This window comes from Actinopolyspora mortivallis DSM 44261 (genome assembly GCF_000384035.1).
Classification (GTDB): domain Bacteria; phylum Actinomycetota; class Actinomycetes; order Mycobacteriales; family Pseudonocardiaceae; genus Actinopolyspora; species Actinopolyspora mortivallis.
Genome location: NZ_KB913024.1, coordinates 3,423,375 through 3,441,499, shown reverse-complemented (window position 1 = coordinate 3,441,499; position 18,125 = coordinate 3,423,375). Strand labels below are relative to the sequence as shown.

Sequence of the window (18,125 nt, the reverse complement as noted above, 5' to 3'; positions counted from 1 at the left end):
ACCACTCGCCCGTGGTATCCGCGCCCTCGTCGGGGATGTCGACATCGTCCACGGTCGGGGTTACTGCGTAGCGAGGAAAATCACTCGATAAGGGGGATGTTTCCGAGCTCGGAGGGTATTCGATCACTCGACGTGTTCCGCTCGGCGGCTGTCCCGGAAAAGTGATCCCGCAAGCGGGGAAAACGGTGATGCTCCTCAGATCGAGCGACTGCTGGTCCTCCAGAAGGTCGACACCGGTCCGATCCCGCTGCCCAGCGGATAGGCGTGTTCCACGGAGCGGGTGACGAACCGCTTGCCCAGCCGCACGGCCCGTTCCACCGGCGATCCCTTCGCCAGGGCCGCGGTCGTGGCGGAGGCGAAGACGTCCCCGGCGCCGTGGGTGTGCACCGTCGCGTAGCGGGGGCCGGGAAGCGGGGTGGCCTCACTGCCGTCGAACAGCAGGTCCACGCACTCCGGGTCCTCCGGCAGGTGGCCGCTCTTGATCAGCACGTACTCCGGGCCGAAGTCGTGGATCGCCTTGGCCGCCTCCCACAGCTGCTGCCGGTCGCGCACCTCCATGCCGGTGAGCAGCCGCACCTCGTCCAGGTTCGGCGTCACTAGGCTCGCCCGCGGGAACGCCTCGGTGCGCAGCGCCTCCAGCGCGTCCCGGTGTAGCAGCGGCTCCCCGTTCCGGGAGGCCGCCACCGGGTCGATCACCAGCGGGGTCCGTCCTTCTCTGCCGATCCCCTGCCGGTCGCAGGCCCGCAGCACCGCCTCGATGCAGGCCGCCGAGGGCAGCACCCCGGTCTTGACCGCGTTCACCCCGATGTCCGAGGACACCGACTCGATCTGGGCGGCCACCGTCTCGGGCGGGATCTCGACCATGTCGGTGACCCCGAGGGTGTTCTGCACGGTCACCGCCGTGACGGCGGTCATCCCGTGCACCCCGCAGGAGAAGAAGGCCCGTAGGTCGGCGTGCATCCCCGCGCTCCCACCGGAGTCGGACCCGGCGATGCTCAGCGCCGTGGGCGGTGCGGTGTCGTTGGCCGGTCTGATTCCGTGGCCGACGGGTGTGGAGTCCATCCTGCTCATACTAGACAGTTCCGGTCCGGAAACGGCATCGTCCGTGTTCACGGAGCCAAGGGGTTCGTTGGCCGTCGGGCGGGGGCGGTGCCGGTGTTTTCCGCGGGACCGCCGGGGAACACCGGCACCGCGACGTCGCCTCACTCCGTGACCGGCAGGTACACCCTGCCTCCGGAGGAGGTGAACTCCTCCGACTTCTCCCGCATTCCGGCCTCGATGGCCTCCACACTGGTCAGGCCGTGCCGGTTCGCGTAGTCCCGCACGTCCTGGGTGATCTTCATCGAGCAGAACTTGGGCCCGCACATGGAGCAGAAGTGCGCGGTCTTGGCGGGTTCGGCGGGCAGCGTCTCGTCGTGGTAGGCCCGCGCGGTGTCGGGGTCCAGCGAGAGGTTGAACTGGTCGTTCCAACGGAACTCGAAGCGTGCCTTCGACAGCGCGTCGTCACGTTCCTGCGCTCGTGGGTGCCCCTTGGCGAGGTCGGCCGAGTGCGCCGCGATCTTGTAGGCGATCACGCCCGCCTTGACGTCGTCCCGGTTCGGCAGCCCCAGGTGCTCCTTCGGAGTGACGTAGCACAGCATCGCGGTGCCCGCCCGCCCGATCTCGGCGGCCCCGATCGCGGAGGTGATGTGGTCGTAGGCCGGGGCGATGTCGGTGGCCAGCGGTCCCAGGGTGTAGAAGGGGGCCTCGCCGCAGAGTTCCTCCTCCCGGCGGACGTTCTCCGCGATCTTGTGCATGGGCACGTGACCGGGGCCCTCGATCATCACCTGCACGCCGTGCTCGCGTGCGATGTGGGTGAGTTCGCCCAGGGTCTCCAGCTCGGCGAACTGGGCGCGGTCGTTGGCGTCGGCGATCGAACCGGGTCGCAGCCCGTCACCGAGCGAGAAGGTCACGTCGTAGGAGCGCAGGATCTCGCACAGCTCGGAGAAGTGTTCGTACAGGAAGCTCTCCCTGTGGTGGGCCAGGCACCAGGCGGCCATGATCGACCCGCCGCGGGAGACGATCCCGGTCACCCGCTGGGCGGTCATCGGGACGTAGCGCAGCAGGACACCGGCGTGCACCGTCATGTAGTCCACGCCCTGCTCGCACTGCTCGATCACGGTGTCCCGGTAGATCTCCCAGGTCAGCTCGGCCGGGTCGCCGACCTTCTCCATGGCCTGGTAGATCGGCACCGTGCCGATCGGTACCGGGGAGTTGCGCAGGATGGCCTCGCGGGTCTCGTGGATGCGGCTGCCGGTGGACAGGTCCATGATCGTGTCCGCGCCCCAGCGGCTCGCCCAGACCATCTTCTCCACCTCCTCCTCGACCGAGGAGGTCACGGCGGAGTTGCCGATGTTGGCGTTGACCTTCACCAGGAAGTTCTTCCCGATGATCATCGGCTCGGTCTCCGGGTGACGGCGGTTCGCCGGGATCACCGCGCGTCCGGAGGCGACCTCCGAGCGGACGAACTCGGCGGAGACGTCCTCCCGGGTGGCGATGTACTCCATCTCGCGGGTGATGACGCCCTGCCTGGCCCATTCGAGCTGGGTGCGGTGTTCTCGGCCGTCCGTCCACCCGCGACGCAGCGGGGGGATGCCCGCGTGCACGTCGATCTCGGCGTTCTCGTCGGTGTAGGGACCGGAGGTGTCGTAGACGTCGAGGTGCTCGCCGTTGCTCAGCTCGATCCGACGGGCGGGCACGCGCAATCCCGACTCGGTGTGGTGGTGGACCTTGTGCGAACCCCGGATGGCTCCGGTGGTGACGCCCGGTTCGGCCGTTCCGTTCGAGGTGGACTCGTTCGGATTCGGATACACGTCGGCCATGGCCGTGTTCCCTCCCTACGCCGGTATTACCCGGTCAGGTTCATGCGGTCGGCGACCCCGGAGATCGACTCCAGCCGCCCTCTCAGCCCGCTTCCGGTGCGAGCTCCCGCGGTTTTCGTTGTCGGCGGCCGACACTAGCCCCCCGCCCTCCGACGCGCAATGCGTGTCGGTCCACCGATCGGGTGACCACTCCCGTCGGTCCCGTGCGAGTGGACCGAGCCGCAACGCCCTCCGGAGTTCGCCGGCCTCGTCCGGCGGTGGGGCTCGCCTCAGTCCGCGAACGGGTCCGCCTCGGTCGCGGGATTCCAGGAGTGGCCGGGTTCGTTCCACCCGTTGCGCTTGAGCATCTTCTTGGCCGCACGGGCGTGCCGCCCCGTCAGCCTGCTCAGGTAGAGGTAGCCGTCGAGGTGGTCGGTCTCGTGTTGCAGGCACCGGGCGAAGTGTCCGGTGCCCTCCACCTCCATCTCGGTGCCCTGGAGGTCGACACCGCGTACCCGGGCCCAGTCGGCCCGTCCGGTGGGAAAGGACTCTCCGGGCACCGACAGGCATCCTTCCCAGTCCTCGTCCGGGTCGGGCATGGTCAGTGGGATCTCCGAGGTCTCCAGCTCCGGGTTGACCACCACCCCTCGGTGCCGCACCCCCTCGTCGTCCGGGCAGTCGTAGACGAACAGGCGCAGGTCCACCCCGATCTGGTTGGCGGCCAGACCCACCCCGTGGGCGGCCTCCATGGTCTCGAACATGTCGTCGACGAGGGTGCGCAGCCGCTCGTCGAACGCCGTGACGGGGCGGGTCGCGGTGTGCAGCACGGGATCACCGGCGATACGGATGGGATGGATGGTCATGCGCGAAAGCCTATCCGGTGGGCCGAGCGGGCTCGGCGGGACTTTGTCCGTGGGCGGGGCCGGTCACGAGTCCCGGAAGTTGTCACTCGTGAGTGTGATGTCACCTCCCGGTGATCAAGACATGGTGTAATGCGGGGGAAGGGGGTCGCGCACTCGTGGCCTTCCGGTGCGGATAGCCGATCACGAGGCGAGGTGTGACATGGACGCCGCCCAGATGTTGACCGCACACGAGATCGCACGACAGTGCAGGCAGCGGGCGCGCACCGTCGAGCGGCACGACTCGGACGCCGCGAGCGGCGGAGTCGGTGGCCACTTACGCGTGGTGGAACCGGTGACCCAGCCGGTCGAACGCGTGCCCACCCAGGAGCGCAGGAGCACGTCCGCGCCGACCGGCAGGGGTGCTCGTGGCGGTGAGCTCACCGAGCGGGAACGGGAGATCCTCGCCTTCGAACGCCAGTGGTGGAAGCACCCCGACAGCAAGGAACGGGCCGTGCGGGAGCTGTTCGGTCTCGCGTTGGCCGAGTACCACCGTCTGCTGGAAGACCTGCTGGACGAGCCCGCCGCGATGCGCAGTGAGCCGATGCTGGTCAAACGGCTGCGCCGACAGCGCCGCACCGGTGGGCTCGACCAGGCCACCACCTATCCGTACGGGAGTACTGAATGAACTCCGGAGAACCCCCAGCGGGCCCGTCGGTGATGCGGATGAGCGGCTTCACCCTCATCGGCGTGGGCCTGCTCGCGCTCGTTTTCGGCGTGTCCTCGGTCTTCGCCGGTGAGAGCGAGACCGTGGCCGAGCAGTCCCCCGCTGTCACCACCACGGACCGGCGAACGGAGTCCGACGGCGCCCCCGCCGAGGACTCCGCGACCGACCGGACCACCGAGAGCGAGGCTTCCTCGGCTCCGGAGACCGCGACGGGCGACACCGAGCCACCCCGCAGGGTGACCTCGGAAACGCCGACCGGCAACACCTCCCCGCGCCGTGAGGTCGGTGGAGAGCACGAGAACGGCCCGGAACGGATCTCGCTGCGGGTGTACAACAACAGCAAGATCAGCGGACTCGCGCACCGGGCCGCGGATGACCTGCGTAAGGCCGGTTTCGACGTGGTCGAGGTCGGCAACTACGGGGGCGGGCGGATCCCGGTCACGACCGTGTACTACCGCCCGGGCACCGAGGAGCGCGCCCAGGCGGAGACGGTGGCGCGGAAACTGGACGCGCGGGTCGAACCCCGCTTCCGGGGTATCGCCGACGCCTCACCCGGGGTGATCGTCATCGTCACCAAGTACTACGACGGCCTGGGCTGACGGCCGGAAAGAGCCACCGACCCCGGGTGGAGTCGCGGAGGTGCCCGGTGGTTCGGGACGACCGTCGCCCTCGCGGACTCCTCGGGCGCTCGCGGTTCCCCTCGACGAATCCCGGATCACTTCGAGCGGTGCCGCAGTCCCAGTGCCCGGTAGCTGCGTCGGCTCTCCCGGTCCCGCTCGGCGCCGCGCCGCGACAGCCGTACCCGGCGGGCCGCCCCGGCCACGCGTCGGCGCAACGGCGGGCGCAGTCCGAGGCGTCGCTGACTGCGCCGGATGGCCCGACGCTCGCGGGGCGGGACCTCCCAGACCTCCGGATGCTTGGCCAGCCAGTTGTGCCGGTACACGGCGTAGGGAACGTGGACGAGGTAGGCGAGCAGCGCGACCGTCAGGGAGATGAGCGGATAGGTCACGACCCCGGCCGCGAGCAGGGCCACCAGCACCAGCAACGGGGCGATCAGTTTGGCCGGGACCTTGGCCGTCTTCAACGACAGGGTGGGTACGCGGCTGACGGCCAGTGCGGCGATCGCGACCATCCAGACCATCACCGTGGACTGGGCCGACCACCAGCCCCCCCGTTCGAGGGCGGCGGTGACCACGATCGGCAGCAGGGCGAGCAGCCCCGCCGCGGGGGCGGGAACACCGACGAAGAACTCCTTGCTGAACGGGAGCTGTTCCTCGTCGTCGAGCAGGGTGTTGAACCGGGCCAGGCGCAGGACCATGCACACCGCGAAGACCAGGGCCACCACCCATCCGAGCCGGTTCCCCCCCAGCTGCCAGGCGTAGAGGGTGAGGGCCGGGGCCACGCCGAACGACATGGCGTCGGACAGCGAGTCCAGCTCGGCTCCCATCTTGCTCGTGGCGTCCAGCAGGCGTGCGATCCGCCCGTCCAGACCGTCCAGCACGGCGGCCACCGCGATGGAGGCGATGGCACCCTTCAACTGCTGGTCGAGCGCGAACTGCACGGCGGAGAGCCCGGCGCACATCGCCAGCACGGTGACCGCGTTCGGCAGGAACCGCACACCGGGCGGGTTGGAACGTAGCTCGCTCATAGCACTGTCGCAGCGTTGTCGTCGGCCAGTTCGGCAAGGACGGTCTCGCCGCCGACCGCTCGTTGCCCCGGGGACACCCGGACGTGGCTGGTGGCGGGCACGTAGAGGTCCACGCGGGAACCGAAACGGATCAGCCCGTAGGTCTGTCCGGCGGTGAGGGCCTCACCCCGCTCGGCCGAGCACACGATCCGCCGGGCCACCAGTCCGGCGATCTGTACCACCGCGAGCTCGTGGCCGTCGGCGGTGCGCAGCAGCATCGAGTTCCGCTCGTTGTCCTCGCTGGCCTTGTCGAGGTCGGCGGAGAGGAAGGCCCCCGGGCGGTAGGCCAGTGCGGTCACCTCGCCCGAGACGGGAGCCCGTTGGACGTGGACGTCGAAGACCGTCAGGAAGGTGCTGATCCGTAGCATCCGCTCCGTGCGTGGGCCGAGTTCGGGCGGGGGTTCGGCGTGTCGGATCTCGGTGATCGTCCCGTCGGCCGGGGCCACCGCGTGCCGGGGATGCTCGGGGGTGACTCGACGGGGTTCGCGGAAGAACCAGGCGCACCAGGCCGTGGCCAGCGCCGCGAGGGTGCCCGCCGGTTTCCAGAGCCCGCGCAGCAGCACGGTCGCGAACGCCCCCGCCAGGACGAAGGGGCGTCCCGCCGGGTGCATCGGCGGGACCGTCTCGCGGGTCAGCCGTATCAGCTTGTGTAACGGGCCGTTGTTCGGCGCCGGATCCGCGTTGTTCATCGAGATGGCTCGTCCCTGCTTCGCCGGTGAGGACACGACGGCTGCGCCGTCCCGGTTACAGCATCGCTGATGTCCGGTAGCCGAATGTGAGCAGGGGGTGGGGTCGTGCGATCTCGGCCGGCAGGCGCGGGCCGCCGAACGCGGACCACCTGGTGGGGGAGCTCAGTACGGTGACACGGGGCCGGGGTGACACCGGCACCCCCGAACGTGCCGGCGCCACCCCGGAACCCCGACCGCTCGGAGTCTCCCCGTTGACTCCGAACGGCCCCCGGGGGATCCGTGTGCCCCCCGACGGCACACGCACCCTCGGTTCCGGATCCTCCCGTCAGCGTCGTGAGGCTGAACGGGATCCGACGTTCTTGGGACGGAGTGGATCGACAACTCGTGACGCCACTGTCAGTGTAATAGAACTCACAGGCGTAGATATACCCTCGATAGGAGGACTTTCGTCACATATTTAATAACTCTTCGTGCTCATCGTGCTGATTTGCTCATCCTGATGAGTGTTCCGCGGGGGTGGTGTGCAACCGCGCCCCCAGTAAGTCCCCCAGACCGGTGTACGGAGTCCCCTGTTCCAGAGCGTCCCCGACCCCGTATACCCGCAACGCCGCCAGCTCCTCCTCGGGATCCTCCGAGACGGTCTCGGTGACCCCCTCGGTCAGCTCGGAGACCGCGTACTCGTCCAGGTACAGCCGCAGGGTCAGCTCCCAGCTCCCCTGGGTCTCGTGCAGCTCGGCACCGGCGACGTCCCGCGTGTCCACCCACTGCGCCCCCGGGAACTCGCGCAGCTCGGCCACCGGCGTGGTCGCCACACGCCCGAGACGCTCGTGTTCGGAACGCCGCAGTGAGGCCAGCGCCCCCGCGAACACGCGGCGCAGAGTCCGCACGGAGGAGGGCAGCAGCAGGATCCCCCGGTCCGTGACCACCATGTCGTGCAGCCCCCCCGCGACCCGGACCGGACTGACCACCCCGGAGGTGCCGGGCTCCGGCTCGTCCTCCGCCGGTTGGGAGTGCTCCAGGGGCACCCCGAGGTGCACCAGATGCCGGTGCAGCCCCGGAACCAACCTGGGATCGGCCACGGCCGGACGCACCAGTTTGTCCGGGTCCAGCGTGCGCCCGTCGGGAAGACGCACCACGGGCGGCCCGCCCCAGTCCAACTCGTGCTGGGCCCGCCCCGCCCGAACCAGCGCGTCCACCACGGCGGCCCCCAGCAGCTCGGTCAACGTGTCCACCACGGCCTCGTCGACGAGTTCCGGGGCGAGTCCCGGATTGAGCGCGGGGTTGATCAGCTCGCGCCCCTCACCGCGGTGCAGGGCGGCCAACACCCCGGCCAGCGTGGGCTCGGTCTCCACGCCGCTCTGGGAGACCGCCGCGCTCAGTCGGGCCGTCTTCACCGCCACGTCGTGATCGGCCGCCATGCGGGCCAGCTCGGGCCAGGGAACCCGTTCTCCCAGTCCCTCCGCGAGCAATCGGTTCTCCACGGCCGGGACGTTCGTGCGCGGCTCGCGCACCAGCGCCAGTGCGGGACGCTCGTCGGGGTCCTCCGGATCTCCGGAGGCCCTGCGCAGTGCCTGGAGTCGTTGGGAGACGGTGGGACGGGCGACATCGGCGGCCTCCTCGGCGGCGATGGTCTCCTTCGCGCGCTCGGCCAGTTCCGTGCGCCGGTGCTGGTTCTCCAGGAACGAACGGAACCCCAGCAGCACGTCCGGGGTGCGTTCCACGCGGGAGGCCATGCTCAGGTACTCCCGGGTGTAGTCCTCCCACCCCAGGCGCAGTCCCACGTGCTTGCGCAGGGTGGCCGCCGTGACACGTCTTCCCGCCAACCGGACGGCCACGGCGTCGCCACGCAGCACACCGGACCGGGCCAGCGGATCGCTCAGACGGCGGCACACGGCCGCGTACCCGGCGAACAGCCATTTGGTGGGCCCCGCCGTCAGCTCCCGGCGGGTGTGGAGTACGCACTCCCGGACGCGGCTGGCGAGCACCTCGACGGGACCGCCCCCGAAACGGCTCAGCTCCTGGGCCAGCACCACCGACAGCTCGGAGACGTTGAGTCCCGCGATCAGCGGAAGTCCCACCTCCAGGCAGCGGGTTCCCCGGGTCAGCCCCAGCAGCCCGGCGCGCTCCCGCAGCCGGACGCCGGGCTCGGCGGTGATGCGCAGCTCGTCCGGATCTGTGGTCTCCGCCGCCTCGCACACCCGACGCACGGTGCGCCACAGCTGCGGCTGCCCCTGCCTGTTCACGGCGACACCGCGCGGTCTGTTGGGAACCCGCAGCAGCCCCCACAGCAACGCGCCCGTGACCGCGGCGACGAGGAGACCGGCCGCGGCGGCCCGCACGCCGTTGCCCAGGTCGTGACGAGCCGTGTAGGCGGCGATTCCGAACAGTCCGAGAACCAGCACTGCCGGTGCGGCGAGGAAACCGATGTGCAGTGCCGAGGTCGCGACGGCACGCCATGGGGCACGCACAGTGACAACTCCCGACTGACGATGATCCGTGAACGCTGCGGGCCCTGTCGGAACGGCCTGCCGGGCCGCTCACACCCGAGGCCACACGAGCCGAGTGAGCCGGACGCCGTGGCGGTCACCGGGAACCGTTCCGCAAGGACTCCTCAGGCTAGTCACCGTCCGAGCCCCGACGGCAGGGAGCCCTCGGGGCGCCGACTTCCGGGGAGGTCACTGCCGCAGGCGAACAACGACCCCCGATCCGTCCGGACACCCGGCGGTCGGGTCAGTCCAACAGCCACACCCGCACCGTCGTCCCCTCGGCGACCTCGGTGCTGTCCTCCGGCAGCTCCACCAGGCAGTCGGCCTCCGCCATCCCGGAGAGCAGGTGCGAGCCCGCTCCCCCCGGCACGGTGACGCTGTCGGAGGCGGGGTCGAACGTTCCGCGCCGGTACTGGCGTTTTCCCGGGGAGGAACGCAGCCGTCCGGTCAGCCTCGCCCAGCGGAACGGGCGGTGTGTGTGGTGGTGGCCGCCCGCCTTCCGCAACGCGGGGCGTACGAAGACCTCGAAGGAGACGATCGAGCTGACCGGATTGCCCGGCAGCGTGATCACGGGGATCCGGTGGCCGCCCACCGTGTAGTGCCCGGCGCCCTGCGGCATTCCGGGTTGGATGGCGACCCGGTGGAAACGGACCTCGCTGTGCTCCAGGGCGTCCTTGACCACCTCGTAGGCGCCGGCGCTGACCCCGCCCGAGGTCAGGATCAGGTCGGTCCGTTCCAGGTGGGGTTCCAGCGCGGCGTGGAAGGCGGCCGTGTCGTCGGGGACGAAACGCAGCAGTCGTGTCTGACCGCCGCACTGGCGCACCGCCGCCGCGAGCATGGTCCCGTTGGACTCGTGGATCTGTCCCCGTTCCAGCGGTTCGCCGGGCTCGACCAGTTCCGAGCCGGTCGACAGGACGAGCACCCGGACCGGTCGGTGCACCGGCAGCTCGGCCCACCCCACGGCCGCGGCCATGCCGAGCCGGGCGGCCCCGAGGGTGTCCCCCCGGTGCAGCACGGTGTCCCCTTCGGACACGTCCTCCCCGGCGCGTCGCACGTTGGCACCCGGCGACACCGTGGTGCGCACGGTCACCCGTTCCGTGCCGCCGTCGGTGTGCTCGACGGGGACGGTCGCGTCTGCTCCGGGAGGCAGCTGCGCGCCGGTCATGATCCGTTGGGCCGTGCCCGGTGACAGTTCCGCGACCTCCACCCTCCCGGCCGGGACGTCGTCGGTGACGGGCAGGGTCACCGGTCTCTCGCCGCTGGCTCCCTCCAGGTCCGCCGCGCGGACCGCGTAGCCGTCCATGGCCGAGTTGTCGAACGGCGGCAGCGGGATGCCGGTTGTCACCGGTTCGGCCAGCGCCAGCCCCAGGCAGTCCTCCAGCGGCAGGTTCCGCACCGGTGTCGGGGACAGCAGCTCCGAGACGTGTCGGGCGTAGTCCTCGACCGAGAGCAGTGCCGAAGTGTCGGTATCGTGCGCCACACCCCGATCATCGGACACGTCCGCCGGAGGGCTCACACCGGATCGCCGAGTGTCTTCCCGCCACCGCCTCCGCAGCGGTCGGTACCGTCCGGGCCGGCTGCCGGGCGTGGGGCGAACTCGTGTGCCGGAGACCTCGTGCAAGACTCCCGCGTGTCCGGATGATCGCCCCGTGGGGCACCGCCACCGTGTCGGGAGGGGTCCGTGCAGGTCCGCACTCGTCATTCGCCGTCGTTCGGCATCGCCCGTCTGGTGCTGGCCGGGGGAGAGGTGGCACGCACCGGGGTCGACGCGGTGGCCACCAGCAGCGGGATCTCGCGCACCACGACTGGTCGTCCGGGAAGACTGGGGGCCGTGACGCGGGCGCTCGGTGGGGACTCCGTGCCGGAGACCGGTTACGCGGCGGGCCCGCAGGGCGGGTGGCTGGATGTGGCACCGAGCTTCCCCGGGGACGTGCACACCGTCGAGATGGACGGCCGGATGGGGTGGACCCTGGCGCGGCAGTCCTGGCTCGCCGCGGCGGGTACGGTGCGTCTGGAGACGAGCTGGAGCGGATTCCGTCCCTTGTTCGGGGGGCAGCCGGGGTTTCTGGTGCACGCCTCCGGGCAGGGGCAGCTCGTGTTGGCCTGCTGTGGGGCCCTGGACGTGCACGACCTCCAGCCCGGGGAGTTCATGACCGTCGACACCGGACACGTCGTGTCCTACACGGACACCGTGCAGTGCAGGTTGCGCCAGTTCGAGCAGGGGCGTGCGCAGTCGCTGCGCACCGGGGCCGGTCTGGTGTTCGACTTCGCCGGTCCCGGAAGGGTGGTCACCCAGACCCGCAGTCCGCGTCGCCTGCTGTCCTGGTCCCAGGCCCAGCCGGGCGGGGGGTGATCCTTTCTCCGGTCGCCCGTCGGCGGCGGAGCCCGACCGTGGTGCACACATCCGCGGGGGCCGGGAAATCCGTGCGGTCGACAACGGGACGAATCGGCTCCGTTGCGGTAGCGTGGCTGGTGCTACATCGGCGCCGTGTGCGCCGCGCATCATATTTCTAGGAGGACGCCGTGGCAGTCGGCACGGTCAAATGGTTCAACCCCGAGAAGGGCTACGGATTCATCGCTACCGACAACGGTTCCGATGTCTTCGTGCACTACACGGCTATCGACATGGATGGTTTCCGGACCCTCGACGAGGGAGACAGGGTCGAGTACGAGGTCAAGCCGGGACGCGATGGCCGCAGCCAGGCTGACGGCGTCCGCAAGCTCTGAGCAGGCCGGACAGGACGGCGACGGCTCGGTCGGGTGCTCGGCCGAGCCGTTCTCGTGTGTGGGGCCCTCCGGAAGGTCGGGTTCGGAGGCGGCGGAGGAGTCCCGGGCGAGGAGCGTGAACCGGAAGACGCCGGTTTCGCCGAAACGTTAGGCTTCCGGTGTGTCGGAAGACCTCACCGGGAGCCGTCTCGGCCACTACAAGATCGAAGGAGTGCTCGGTCGCGGTGGCATGAGCGTCATGTACCGCGCCACCGACGTCCGCCTCGGACGCAAGGTCGCCCTCAAGGTGATGGGCGAGCACATCACCGGTGACAGTGAATTCCGCGAGCGTTTCGTGGACGAGGCGCGCAACACCTCGGCCATCGACCACGCCAACATCGTCCCGCTGTACGACTTCGGGGAAGTCGACGGGATGCTCTACATCGCGATGCGGCTCGTGGAGGGCTCGGATCTGGCGAGTCTCATCGCGGAGGGTCCGATGGAGCCCCGCCGTGCGGTGGACCTGCTCGGTCAGGTGGCGGAGGCGTTGGACACGCTGCACGAGAAGGGGCTCGTGCACCTGGACCTGAAACCGGCCAACGTGCTGGTGACCTCGCGGGAGGCCTCCCACGAGCACGTGTACCTGGCCGACTTCGGTCTGACCAGGCGGGGCGCCACCGGCCACCGCACCAGCACGGGGGACTTCCTGGGCTCGCCGACCTACGCCGCGCCGGAACACCTGCGCGGGGAGGCGGTGGACGGCAGGACCGATCTCTACTCGCTGGCGTGCATGCTCTACGCGTGTCTGACGGGCGGGCCGCCGTTCACCGGCGAGGTGCAGGAGGTCATCCAGGGGCATCTGCGCACGGAGGCTCCCCGGGTCACCGCGCGGGTCGCGCTGCCCCCGGCGATCGACGAGGTGCTGCACCGGGGGATGGGAAAGACCCCGGAACAGCGCTACGCCACCTGCCGGGAGCTGGTCAGCGCGGCGGGCAGGGCCCTGAGTGCCTCCGGAGATCCGCGACACACCGGCGGTGGGGTGGGCGCCGCCCCGCCGGTGGGGCCCGCCTCGGGCCCACAGCCCGTGCAGTCCGGTCCTTTCCCCGCCCAGCCGGTCGAACCGCCTTCCGGGCCGCAGCCGACCGCCGGTGGTCCGATGACGGGCCCGCCCTCCGGGGGCGTGCCCCGACCGGGAGGAGCGCCGGGGCCTGGCGTTCCCCCGCCGCCCGGGGAACCGGTTCGGGTGCGGCCTCCCATGCCCGCCCAGTCGACCTCCTTCACGCGCGGGTCGCGGAGTGCGGCCAGGTGGGTGGTTCCGGTCGTGGTGATCGCCGCGGTGACTCTGCTCGTGGTGATGTTCATCATCATGGTCGACAGGCTCAATGCGGCCTCCGCGCCGGAAGGGGCCGTCGGCACGGGCGGGGAGCCCGCGGCGGCACCGGTCGCGCTGGAGGACGGGAGGTTCTCGCCGCCCCCGTTCGGGTGAGCGTGGACGCGTTCGGGGATGTTGTTCCGCGCCCCGACTTGCACTCTCCTTCGGTGAGTGCTAAACACGGTGTTGGCACTCAGTAGGGGTGAGTGCCAGGTCGGGACGGTGAGGCCGTATCCGCCCCTCGGGGCGGTGACCGGTCGTCCGTCGCGGGCACCGAGCCTGGCCGAGCACGAGTCCTGCCGTGGGGTCGCGATTCCACGGCGTCCAAAAATCTGGAGGACCACACCGCAATGGCCAAGATGATCGCGTTCGACGAGGACGCCCGCCGCGGTCTCGAGCGGGGCATGAACTCCCTCGCCGACGCCGTCAAGGTGACGCTCGGCCCGAAGGGCCGCAACGTCGTGCTCGAGAAGAAGTGGGGCGCGCCGACCATCACCAACGACGGCGTCTCCATCGCCAAGGAGATCGAGCTCGACGACCCGTGGGAGAAGATCGGGGCGGAGCTCGTCAAGGAGGTCGCCAAGAAGACCGACGACGTCGCAGGTGACGGCACCACGACCGCCACCGTCCTGGCCCAGGCGCTGGTGCGTGAGGGCCTGCGCAACGTCGCGGCCGGCGCCAGCCCGACCGCCCTGAAGCGGGGCATCGAGAAGGCCACCGAGGCGGTCGCCGAGCAGCTGCTCAAGAACGCCACGGAAATCGAGACCAAGGAACAGATCGCCGCCACCGCCGCCATCTCCGCCGGCGACTCCCAGATCGGTGAGCTCATCGCCGAGGCGATGGACAAGGTGGGCAAGGAAGGCGTCATCACCGTCGAGGAGAGCAACACCTTCGGGCTGGAGCTGGAGCTCACCGAGGGTATGCGCTTCGACAAGGGCTACATCTCGCCGTACTTCGTGACCGACCAGGAGCGGATGGAGGCGTCGCTGGACGACCCCTACATCCTGCTGCTGAGCTCGAAGATCTCCAACGTCAAGGACCTTCTCCCGCTGCTGGAGAAGGTCATGCAGGCCAACAAGCCGCTGCTGATCATCGCCGAGGACGTCGAGGGCGAGGCCCTGGCCACCCTGGTCGTCAACAAGATGCGCGGCACCTTCAAGTCCGTCGCCGTGAAGGCCCCCGGCTTCGGTGACCGCCGCAAGGCGATGCTGCAGGACATGGCCATCCTCACCGGCGGCCAGGTCATCAGCGAGGAGGTCGGCCTCAAGCTGGACAGCGCCGACCTGAGCATGCTGGGCAGCGCCCGCAAGGTCGTCGTCACCAAGGACGAGACCACCATCGTCGAGGGCGCCGGAGACGACGAGCAGATCTCCGGCCGGGTCAACGAGATCCGCGCCGAGATCGAGCGCTCGGACTCCGACTACGACCGCGAGAAGCTGCAGGAGCGGCTGGCCAAGCTGGCCGGTGGTGTGGCCGTCATCAAGGCCGGGGCCGCCACCGAGGTCGAGCTCAAGGAGCGCAAGCACCGTATCGAGGACGCGGTGCGCAACGCCAAGGCCGCCGTCGAGGAGGGTGTCCTCGCCGGTGGTGGCGTGGCCCTGCTGCAGGCCGCCGTGTCCGCCTTCGACAACCTCAACCTGGAGGGTGACGAGGCCACAGGTGCCAACAGCGTCCGGGCCGCCGTCGAGGGACCGCTCAAGCAGATCGCGATCAACTCCGGTCTCGAGGGCGGCGTCGTGGTCGAGAAGGTCAAGAACCTGCCCGCCGGCCAGGGGCTCAACGCCGCGACCGGCGAGTACGAGGACCTGGTCAAGGCCGGTGTGATCGACCCGGCCAAGGTGACCCGGTCCGCGGTGCAGAACGCCTCCTCGATCGCCGGACTGTTCCTGACCACCGAGGCCGTGGTCGCCGACAAGCCGGAGAAGAACAGCGGCGGCGGCGAAGGCGGCGACCCGACCGGCGGCATGGGCGGAATGGGCGGCATGGGTGGCATGATGTGACGTCCCTCGGGGACGGACACGGCCGCCGCCGTCCGTGACCGGCGCGCCAGCCATGACGTGAGCACCACGTCCACGACGGGGCCGCCTCCCGAACGCGGGAGGCGGCCCCGTCCTGTGTTCCGGGGGCGTCGTCGCCCGAGGTGCCCCGTCGTCGCGAGGGACCGACTCCCGTGCCGACATCCGGGCGTTGCGCGGGCCCTTCGGGACGGGACTGTCGGAACCGCCCACCCCGACCACGCGTGGTCACCCGAACGGGTCGGGTGATTCGAGTGCGTCGTGGCGGCCATGATTCACTCAACAGGACCGCTTGCGAACGCGAACGACCGATCCGAACCGGTTGACGACCCGAGGAGGCCTCGTGGGGCGTGTCCGGCGAACCGCCCGCCGTCCGGTGGTGCTGGTCTCGTTGTTGTGCGTGCTCGCTCTGTTCGCCGGGGCCTGCACCGACGAACGAGCGAGTTCGGACGGCCAGGACAGCGCGGACACGGTTCGACGGAAGCCGGACTCCCCCCGGGGGGACGGGTTGCCCGAGGTGTTCCCGCGTCCCAGCCAGATGCGCTCCGAGGGCGAGGACGTGACGGTGGAGGGCACGGTCTCGCTGGTCGTCGACCCGATGGTCGATCCGCAGACCCGCGACCTGGCGGTGCGCGTGTTGCGCGGTGCCGGAGCCGAGCAGGTCGTGGTACGGCAACCGGGGAACCCGGTCGACGAGGCCACACTGAAGGTCCGTCTCGGCAACCGCTGGGCTCCGATGATCCGGAAGGAGTTGCAGCACTCGGGACTGGACTTTCCGGATCGGGACTCGGACGAGGGCCTGGAGGACGAGAGCTACGCGATAACCGCCCACAGCGGTCAGGATCCGGCCGTGGTGCTCGGCGGGGTGGACGCGGCCGGTGCCTACTACGCGGTACAGACCCTCCGGCAGATCACCTCCTCCGGACGCATAGCCGGAGTGAGCATCCTGGACGAACCCGAAACCCCCTTCCGGGGGGTGATCGAGGGGTTCTACGGCAGCCCCTGGACCCACGCCGAGCGTATGGACCAGTTGGAGTTCTACGGCTCCGTGAAGTTCAACTCCTACGTCTACGCCCCCAAGAGCGACCCCTACCACCGGGAGAAGTGGCGCGAGCCCTACCCGAGTGAGCGACTCGACCAACTGCGCGAACTGGTGCGTCAGGCGGCGGCCAACCACGTGCGGTTCACCTTCGCGCTCTCCCCGGGGAAGTCGATCTGCTTCAGCGATCCGGACGACTGGCGGGCGCTGGTGGACAAGTTGCAGGCCGTGTACGACGTCGGGGTGCGGCACTTCTCGATCCCGTTCGACGACATCTCCTACACCGAGTGGAACTGCGCGTCGGACCGGGAGGAGTACGGAGCCGCCTCACCGGCGGCGGCGGGCCGTGCACAGGGGGAGCTGCTCAGCAGGCTCGGACGCGAGTTCGTGGGCACGCACAACGGGGTGGGCCCGCTGTGGACGGTGCCGACCGAGTACTCCGACGCCGAGTCCGGCCCCTACAAAACGGCGTTGCGGCGGAACCTGCCCTCCACGATGGAGATCATGTGGACCGGTGACGGGGTGATTCCCGAGCGGATCACCGTCGACGACGCGGCTGCCGCCGCCCGGGTGTGGGACCGGGACCCGGTGTTGTGGGACAACTACCCCGTCAACGACTACGACGCCACCGAGGGGCTGCTGATGCTCGGCCCCTACGCCAGGAGGCAGCCCGGGCTGACCGAGCACCTCGAAGGGCTGGTGGTCAACCCGATGAACCAGGCCGCGGCGAGCAAGGTGGTGGAGTTCTCCGCCGCCGACTTCGCCTGGAACAGCTCCGACTTCGACCCGCAACGGTCCTGGCGGGCCGCCGCCGAGTACCTGGCCGGTCAACGGCTCTCGGAAGAGGGCGCGGACACCGAGTCGAGCGGGGAGACGGTCGACGCGTTGATGGTCTTCTTCGACCTGAACCACATGGCCCCGCTGCCGGACGGGACCCCCTGGCTGGCCCCCGCGCCGGGGCTGCGGAAACGGTTGGACGAGTTCCGCGGCACGTGGGAGGCCGGTGGGCAGAGCCGTCAGCGGGCGGTGGCCGAGCTGCGTGGCTACGCGCGGGCCGTGGCCGACGCCCCGGAGCACATTCGCGACGGGGCTCCCGAGGACTTCGTGGCCGACGTGCGGCCGTGGCTACGTGCCACCGACGCGTGGGGGGAGGCACTGTTGACCACCCTGGACGGATTGTCCGCCCGGGCCACCGGCGACGAGGACACCGCCAAGCAACGTTTCCGCCAGGCGGCCGAACTCGCCGACCGGGCCGAGTCGGTCCACACCGTCGCCGGTCAGACACGTCCCCAGGGGCCGGTACGCCTCGCCGAGGGGGTGCTCGACGAGTTCGTCCGGCAGGCCCCCGAGATGTAGGAGCCCGGTTCCGCGCCGGTCACTCCTCGGGAACCACGATCCAACAGACCAGGTAGAGCACGAAACCGAGTCCGAAACCGATCAGCGTCGCGGCCACCAGCGCGACCCGCACGATCGTGGGGTCGATCCCGAAGAGTTTCGCGGCCCCGCCGCACACTCCGGCGATCATGCGTTCGTCCCGGGCGCGACGGAACCGGTACCGGGGGGCTCTCGGTGCGCCCGCCCGGGCGCCGGACTCGTCTCCGACCGTGACCTCGTGGGTGTGGCTGTACTCGTGTGTCATACCTCCAGGAAACACCCGCTGCCGGGCCGCCGCCCTCCGGGAACGACCCCGAGAGAACCCCGAGTTCCGGGACGGGGGCCGGAGAC

Annotated in this window: 15 protein-coding genes; 7 read left to right on the top strand and 8 right to left on the bottom strand. The window is 70.2% G+C overall.

Annotation, left to right across the window (positions count from 1 at the left end; translation table 11 throughout):
* Window positions 1-195: 195 nt before the first annotated feature.
* From thiD to ACTMO_RS0116145, 3 genes are all read right to left on the bottom strand, one after another.
* Window positions 196-1,071: a bifunctional hydroxymethylpyrimidine kinase/phosphomethylpyrimidine kinase gene (thiD, locus tag ACTMO_RS0116155; RefSeq protein ID WP_019855726.1), complete on the bottom strand. Its 876-nt coding sequence runs from the start codon at window positions 1,069-1,071 to the stop codon at window positions 196-198.
* Window positions 1,072-1,202: 131 nt separating this feature from the next.
* A complete protein-coding gene (gene thiC / locus ACTMO_RS0116150; protein WP_019855725.1) occupies window positions 1,203-2,861 on the bottom strand; it encodes a phosphomethylpyrimidine synthase ThiC in 1,659 nt (552 codons plus the stop codon).
* Between the two features lie 269 nt (window positions 2,862-3,130).
* Window positions 3,131-3,703 carry a peptide deformylase gene (locus ACTMO_RS0116145; protein ID WP_019855724.1) on the bottom strand — a complete coding sequence of 191 codons (573 nt, stop codon included), beginning with the start codon at window positions 3,701-3,703 and terminating at the stop codon, window positions 3,131-3,133.
* Window positions 3,704-3,902: 199 nt separating this feature from the next.
* On the opposite strand from ACTMO_RS0116145, the gene ACTMO_RS0116140 reads away from it, so the two are divergent.
* Together ACTMO_RS0116140 and ACTMO_RS0116135 are read left to right on the top strand one after the other, a co-directional pair.
* Window positions 3,903-4,367: a DUF3263 domain-containing protein gene (locus ACTMO_RS0116140; protein ID WP_019855723.1), complete on the top strand. Its 465-nt coding sequence runs from the start codon at window positions 3,903-3,905 to the stop codon at window positions 4,365-4,367.
* Window positions 4,364-5,005, top strand: coding sequence for a LytR C-terminal domain-containing protein (locus tag ACTMO_RS0116135; protein WP_033401562.1), 642 nt, complete (start codon window positions 4,364-4,366; stop codon window positions 5,003-5,005). Before ACTMO_RS0116140 ends, ACTMO_RS0116135 begins: the two co-directional genes overlap by 4 nt.
* A gap of 116 nt (window positions 5,006-5,121) precedes the next feature.
* Here ACTMO_RS0116135 and pssA read toward each other — a convergent pair whose 3' ends face one another.
* From pssA to moeA, 4 genes are all read right to left on the bottom strand, one after another.
* Window positions 5,122-6,054: a CDP-diacylglycerol--serine O-phosphatidyltransferase gene (gene pssA, locus ACTMO_RS0116130; RefSeq protein ID WP_019855721.1), complete on the bottom strand. Its 933-nt coding sequence runs from the start codon at window positions 6,052-6,054 to the stop codon at window positions 5,122-5,124.
* On the bottom strand, window positions 6,051-6,782 hold the full coding sequence (locus tag ACTMO_RS0116125) for a phosphatidylserine decarboxylase (RefSeq protein ID WP_019855720.1): 732 nt from the start codon (window positions 6,780-6,782) through the stop codon (window positions 6,051-6,053). Before ACTMO_RS0116125 ends, pssA begins: the two co-directional genes overlap by 4 nt.
* Window positions 6,783-7,273: 491 nt before the next feature.
* Complete coding sequence (locus ACTMO_RS0116120; protein ID WP_019855719.1) at window positions 7,274-9,250, bottom strand: M48 family metallopeptidase; 1,977 nt, start codon at window positions 9,248-9,250, stop codon at window positions 7,274-7,276.
* Between the two features lie 262 nt (window positions 9,251-9,512).
* Window positions 9,513-10,748: a molybdopterin molybdotransferase MoeA gene (gene moeA, locus ACTMO_RS0116115; protein ID WP_033402010.1), complete on the bottom strand. Its 1,236-nt coding sequence runs from the start codon at window positions 10,746-10,748 to the stop codon at window positions 9,513-9,515.
* Between the two features lie 201 nt (window positions 10,749-10,949).
* On the opposite strand from moeA, the gene ACTMO_RS0116110 reads away from it, so the two are divergent.
* The 5 genes from ACTMO_RS0116110 to ACTMO_RS0116090 all read left to right on the top strand — a co-directional run bounded on the left by ACTMO_RS0116110 (window position 10,950) and on the right by ACTMO_RS0116090 (window position 17,756).
* The gene (locus ACTMO_RS0116110; RefSeq protein ID WP_019855717.1) at window positions 10,950-11,621 is read left to right on the top strand and encodes a TIGR00266 family protein; all 672 of its coding nucleotides are present in this window, start codon (window positions 10,950-10,952) and stop codon (window positions 11,619-11,621) included.
* Window positions 11,622-11,791: 170 nt separating this feature from the next.
* Window positions 11,792-11,995: a cold-shock protein gene (locus ACTMO_RS0116105; RefSeq protein WP_019855716.1), complete on the top strand. Its 204-nt coding sequence runs from the start codon at window positions 11,792-11,794 to the stop codon at window positions 11,993-11,995.
* Between the two features lie 160 nt (window positions 11,996-12,155).
* The gene (locus ACTMO_RS0116100) at window positions 12,156-13,460 is read left to right on the top strand and encodes a serine/threonine-protein kinase (protein WP_019855715.1); all 1,305 of its coding nucleotides are present in this window, start codon (window positions 12,156-12,158) and stop codon (window positions 13,458-13,460) included.
* Between the two features lie 236 nt (window positions 13,461-13,696).
* The gene (groL, locus tag ACTMO_RS0116095; RefSeq protein ID WP_019855714.1) at window positions 13,697-15,346 is read left to right on the top strand and encodes a chaperonin GroEL; all 1,650 of its coding nucleotides are present in this window, start codon (window positions 13,697-13,699) and stop codon (window positions 15,344-15,346) included.
* Window positions 15,347-15,704: 358 nt separating this feature from the next.
* Window positions 15,705-17,756 (top strand): glycoside hydrolase family 84 protein, encoded by a 2,052-nt coding sequence (locus ACTMO_RS0116090; protein ID WP_019855713.1) that lies wholly within the window; start codon window positions 15,705-15,707, stop codon window positions 17,754-17,756.
* Between the two features lie 19 nt (window positions 17,757-17,775).
* Here the strand turns inward: ACTMO_RS0116090 and ACTMO_RS0116085 are convergent, their stop codons facing one another.
* Window positions 17,776-18,039 carry a PspC domain-containing protein gene (locus ACTMO_RS0116085; RefSeq protein WP_019855712.1) on the bottom strand — a complete coding sequence of 88 codons (264 nt, stop codon included), beginning with the start codon at window positions 18,037-18,039 and terminating at the stop codon, window positions 17,776-17,778.
* Window positions 18,040-18,125 lie beyond the last annotated feature (86 nt).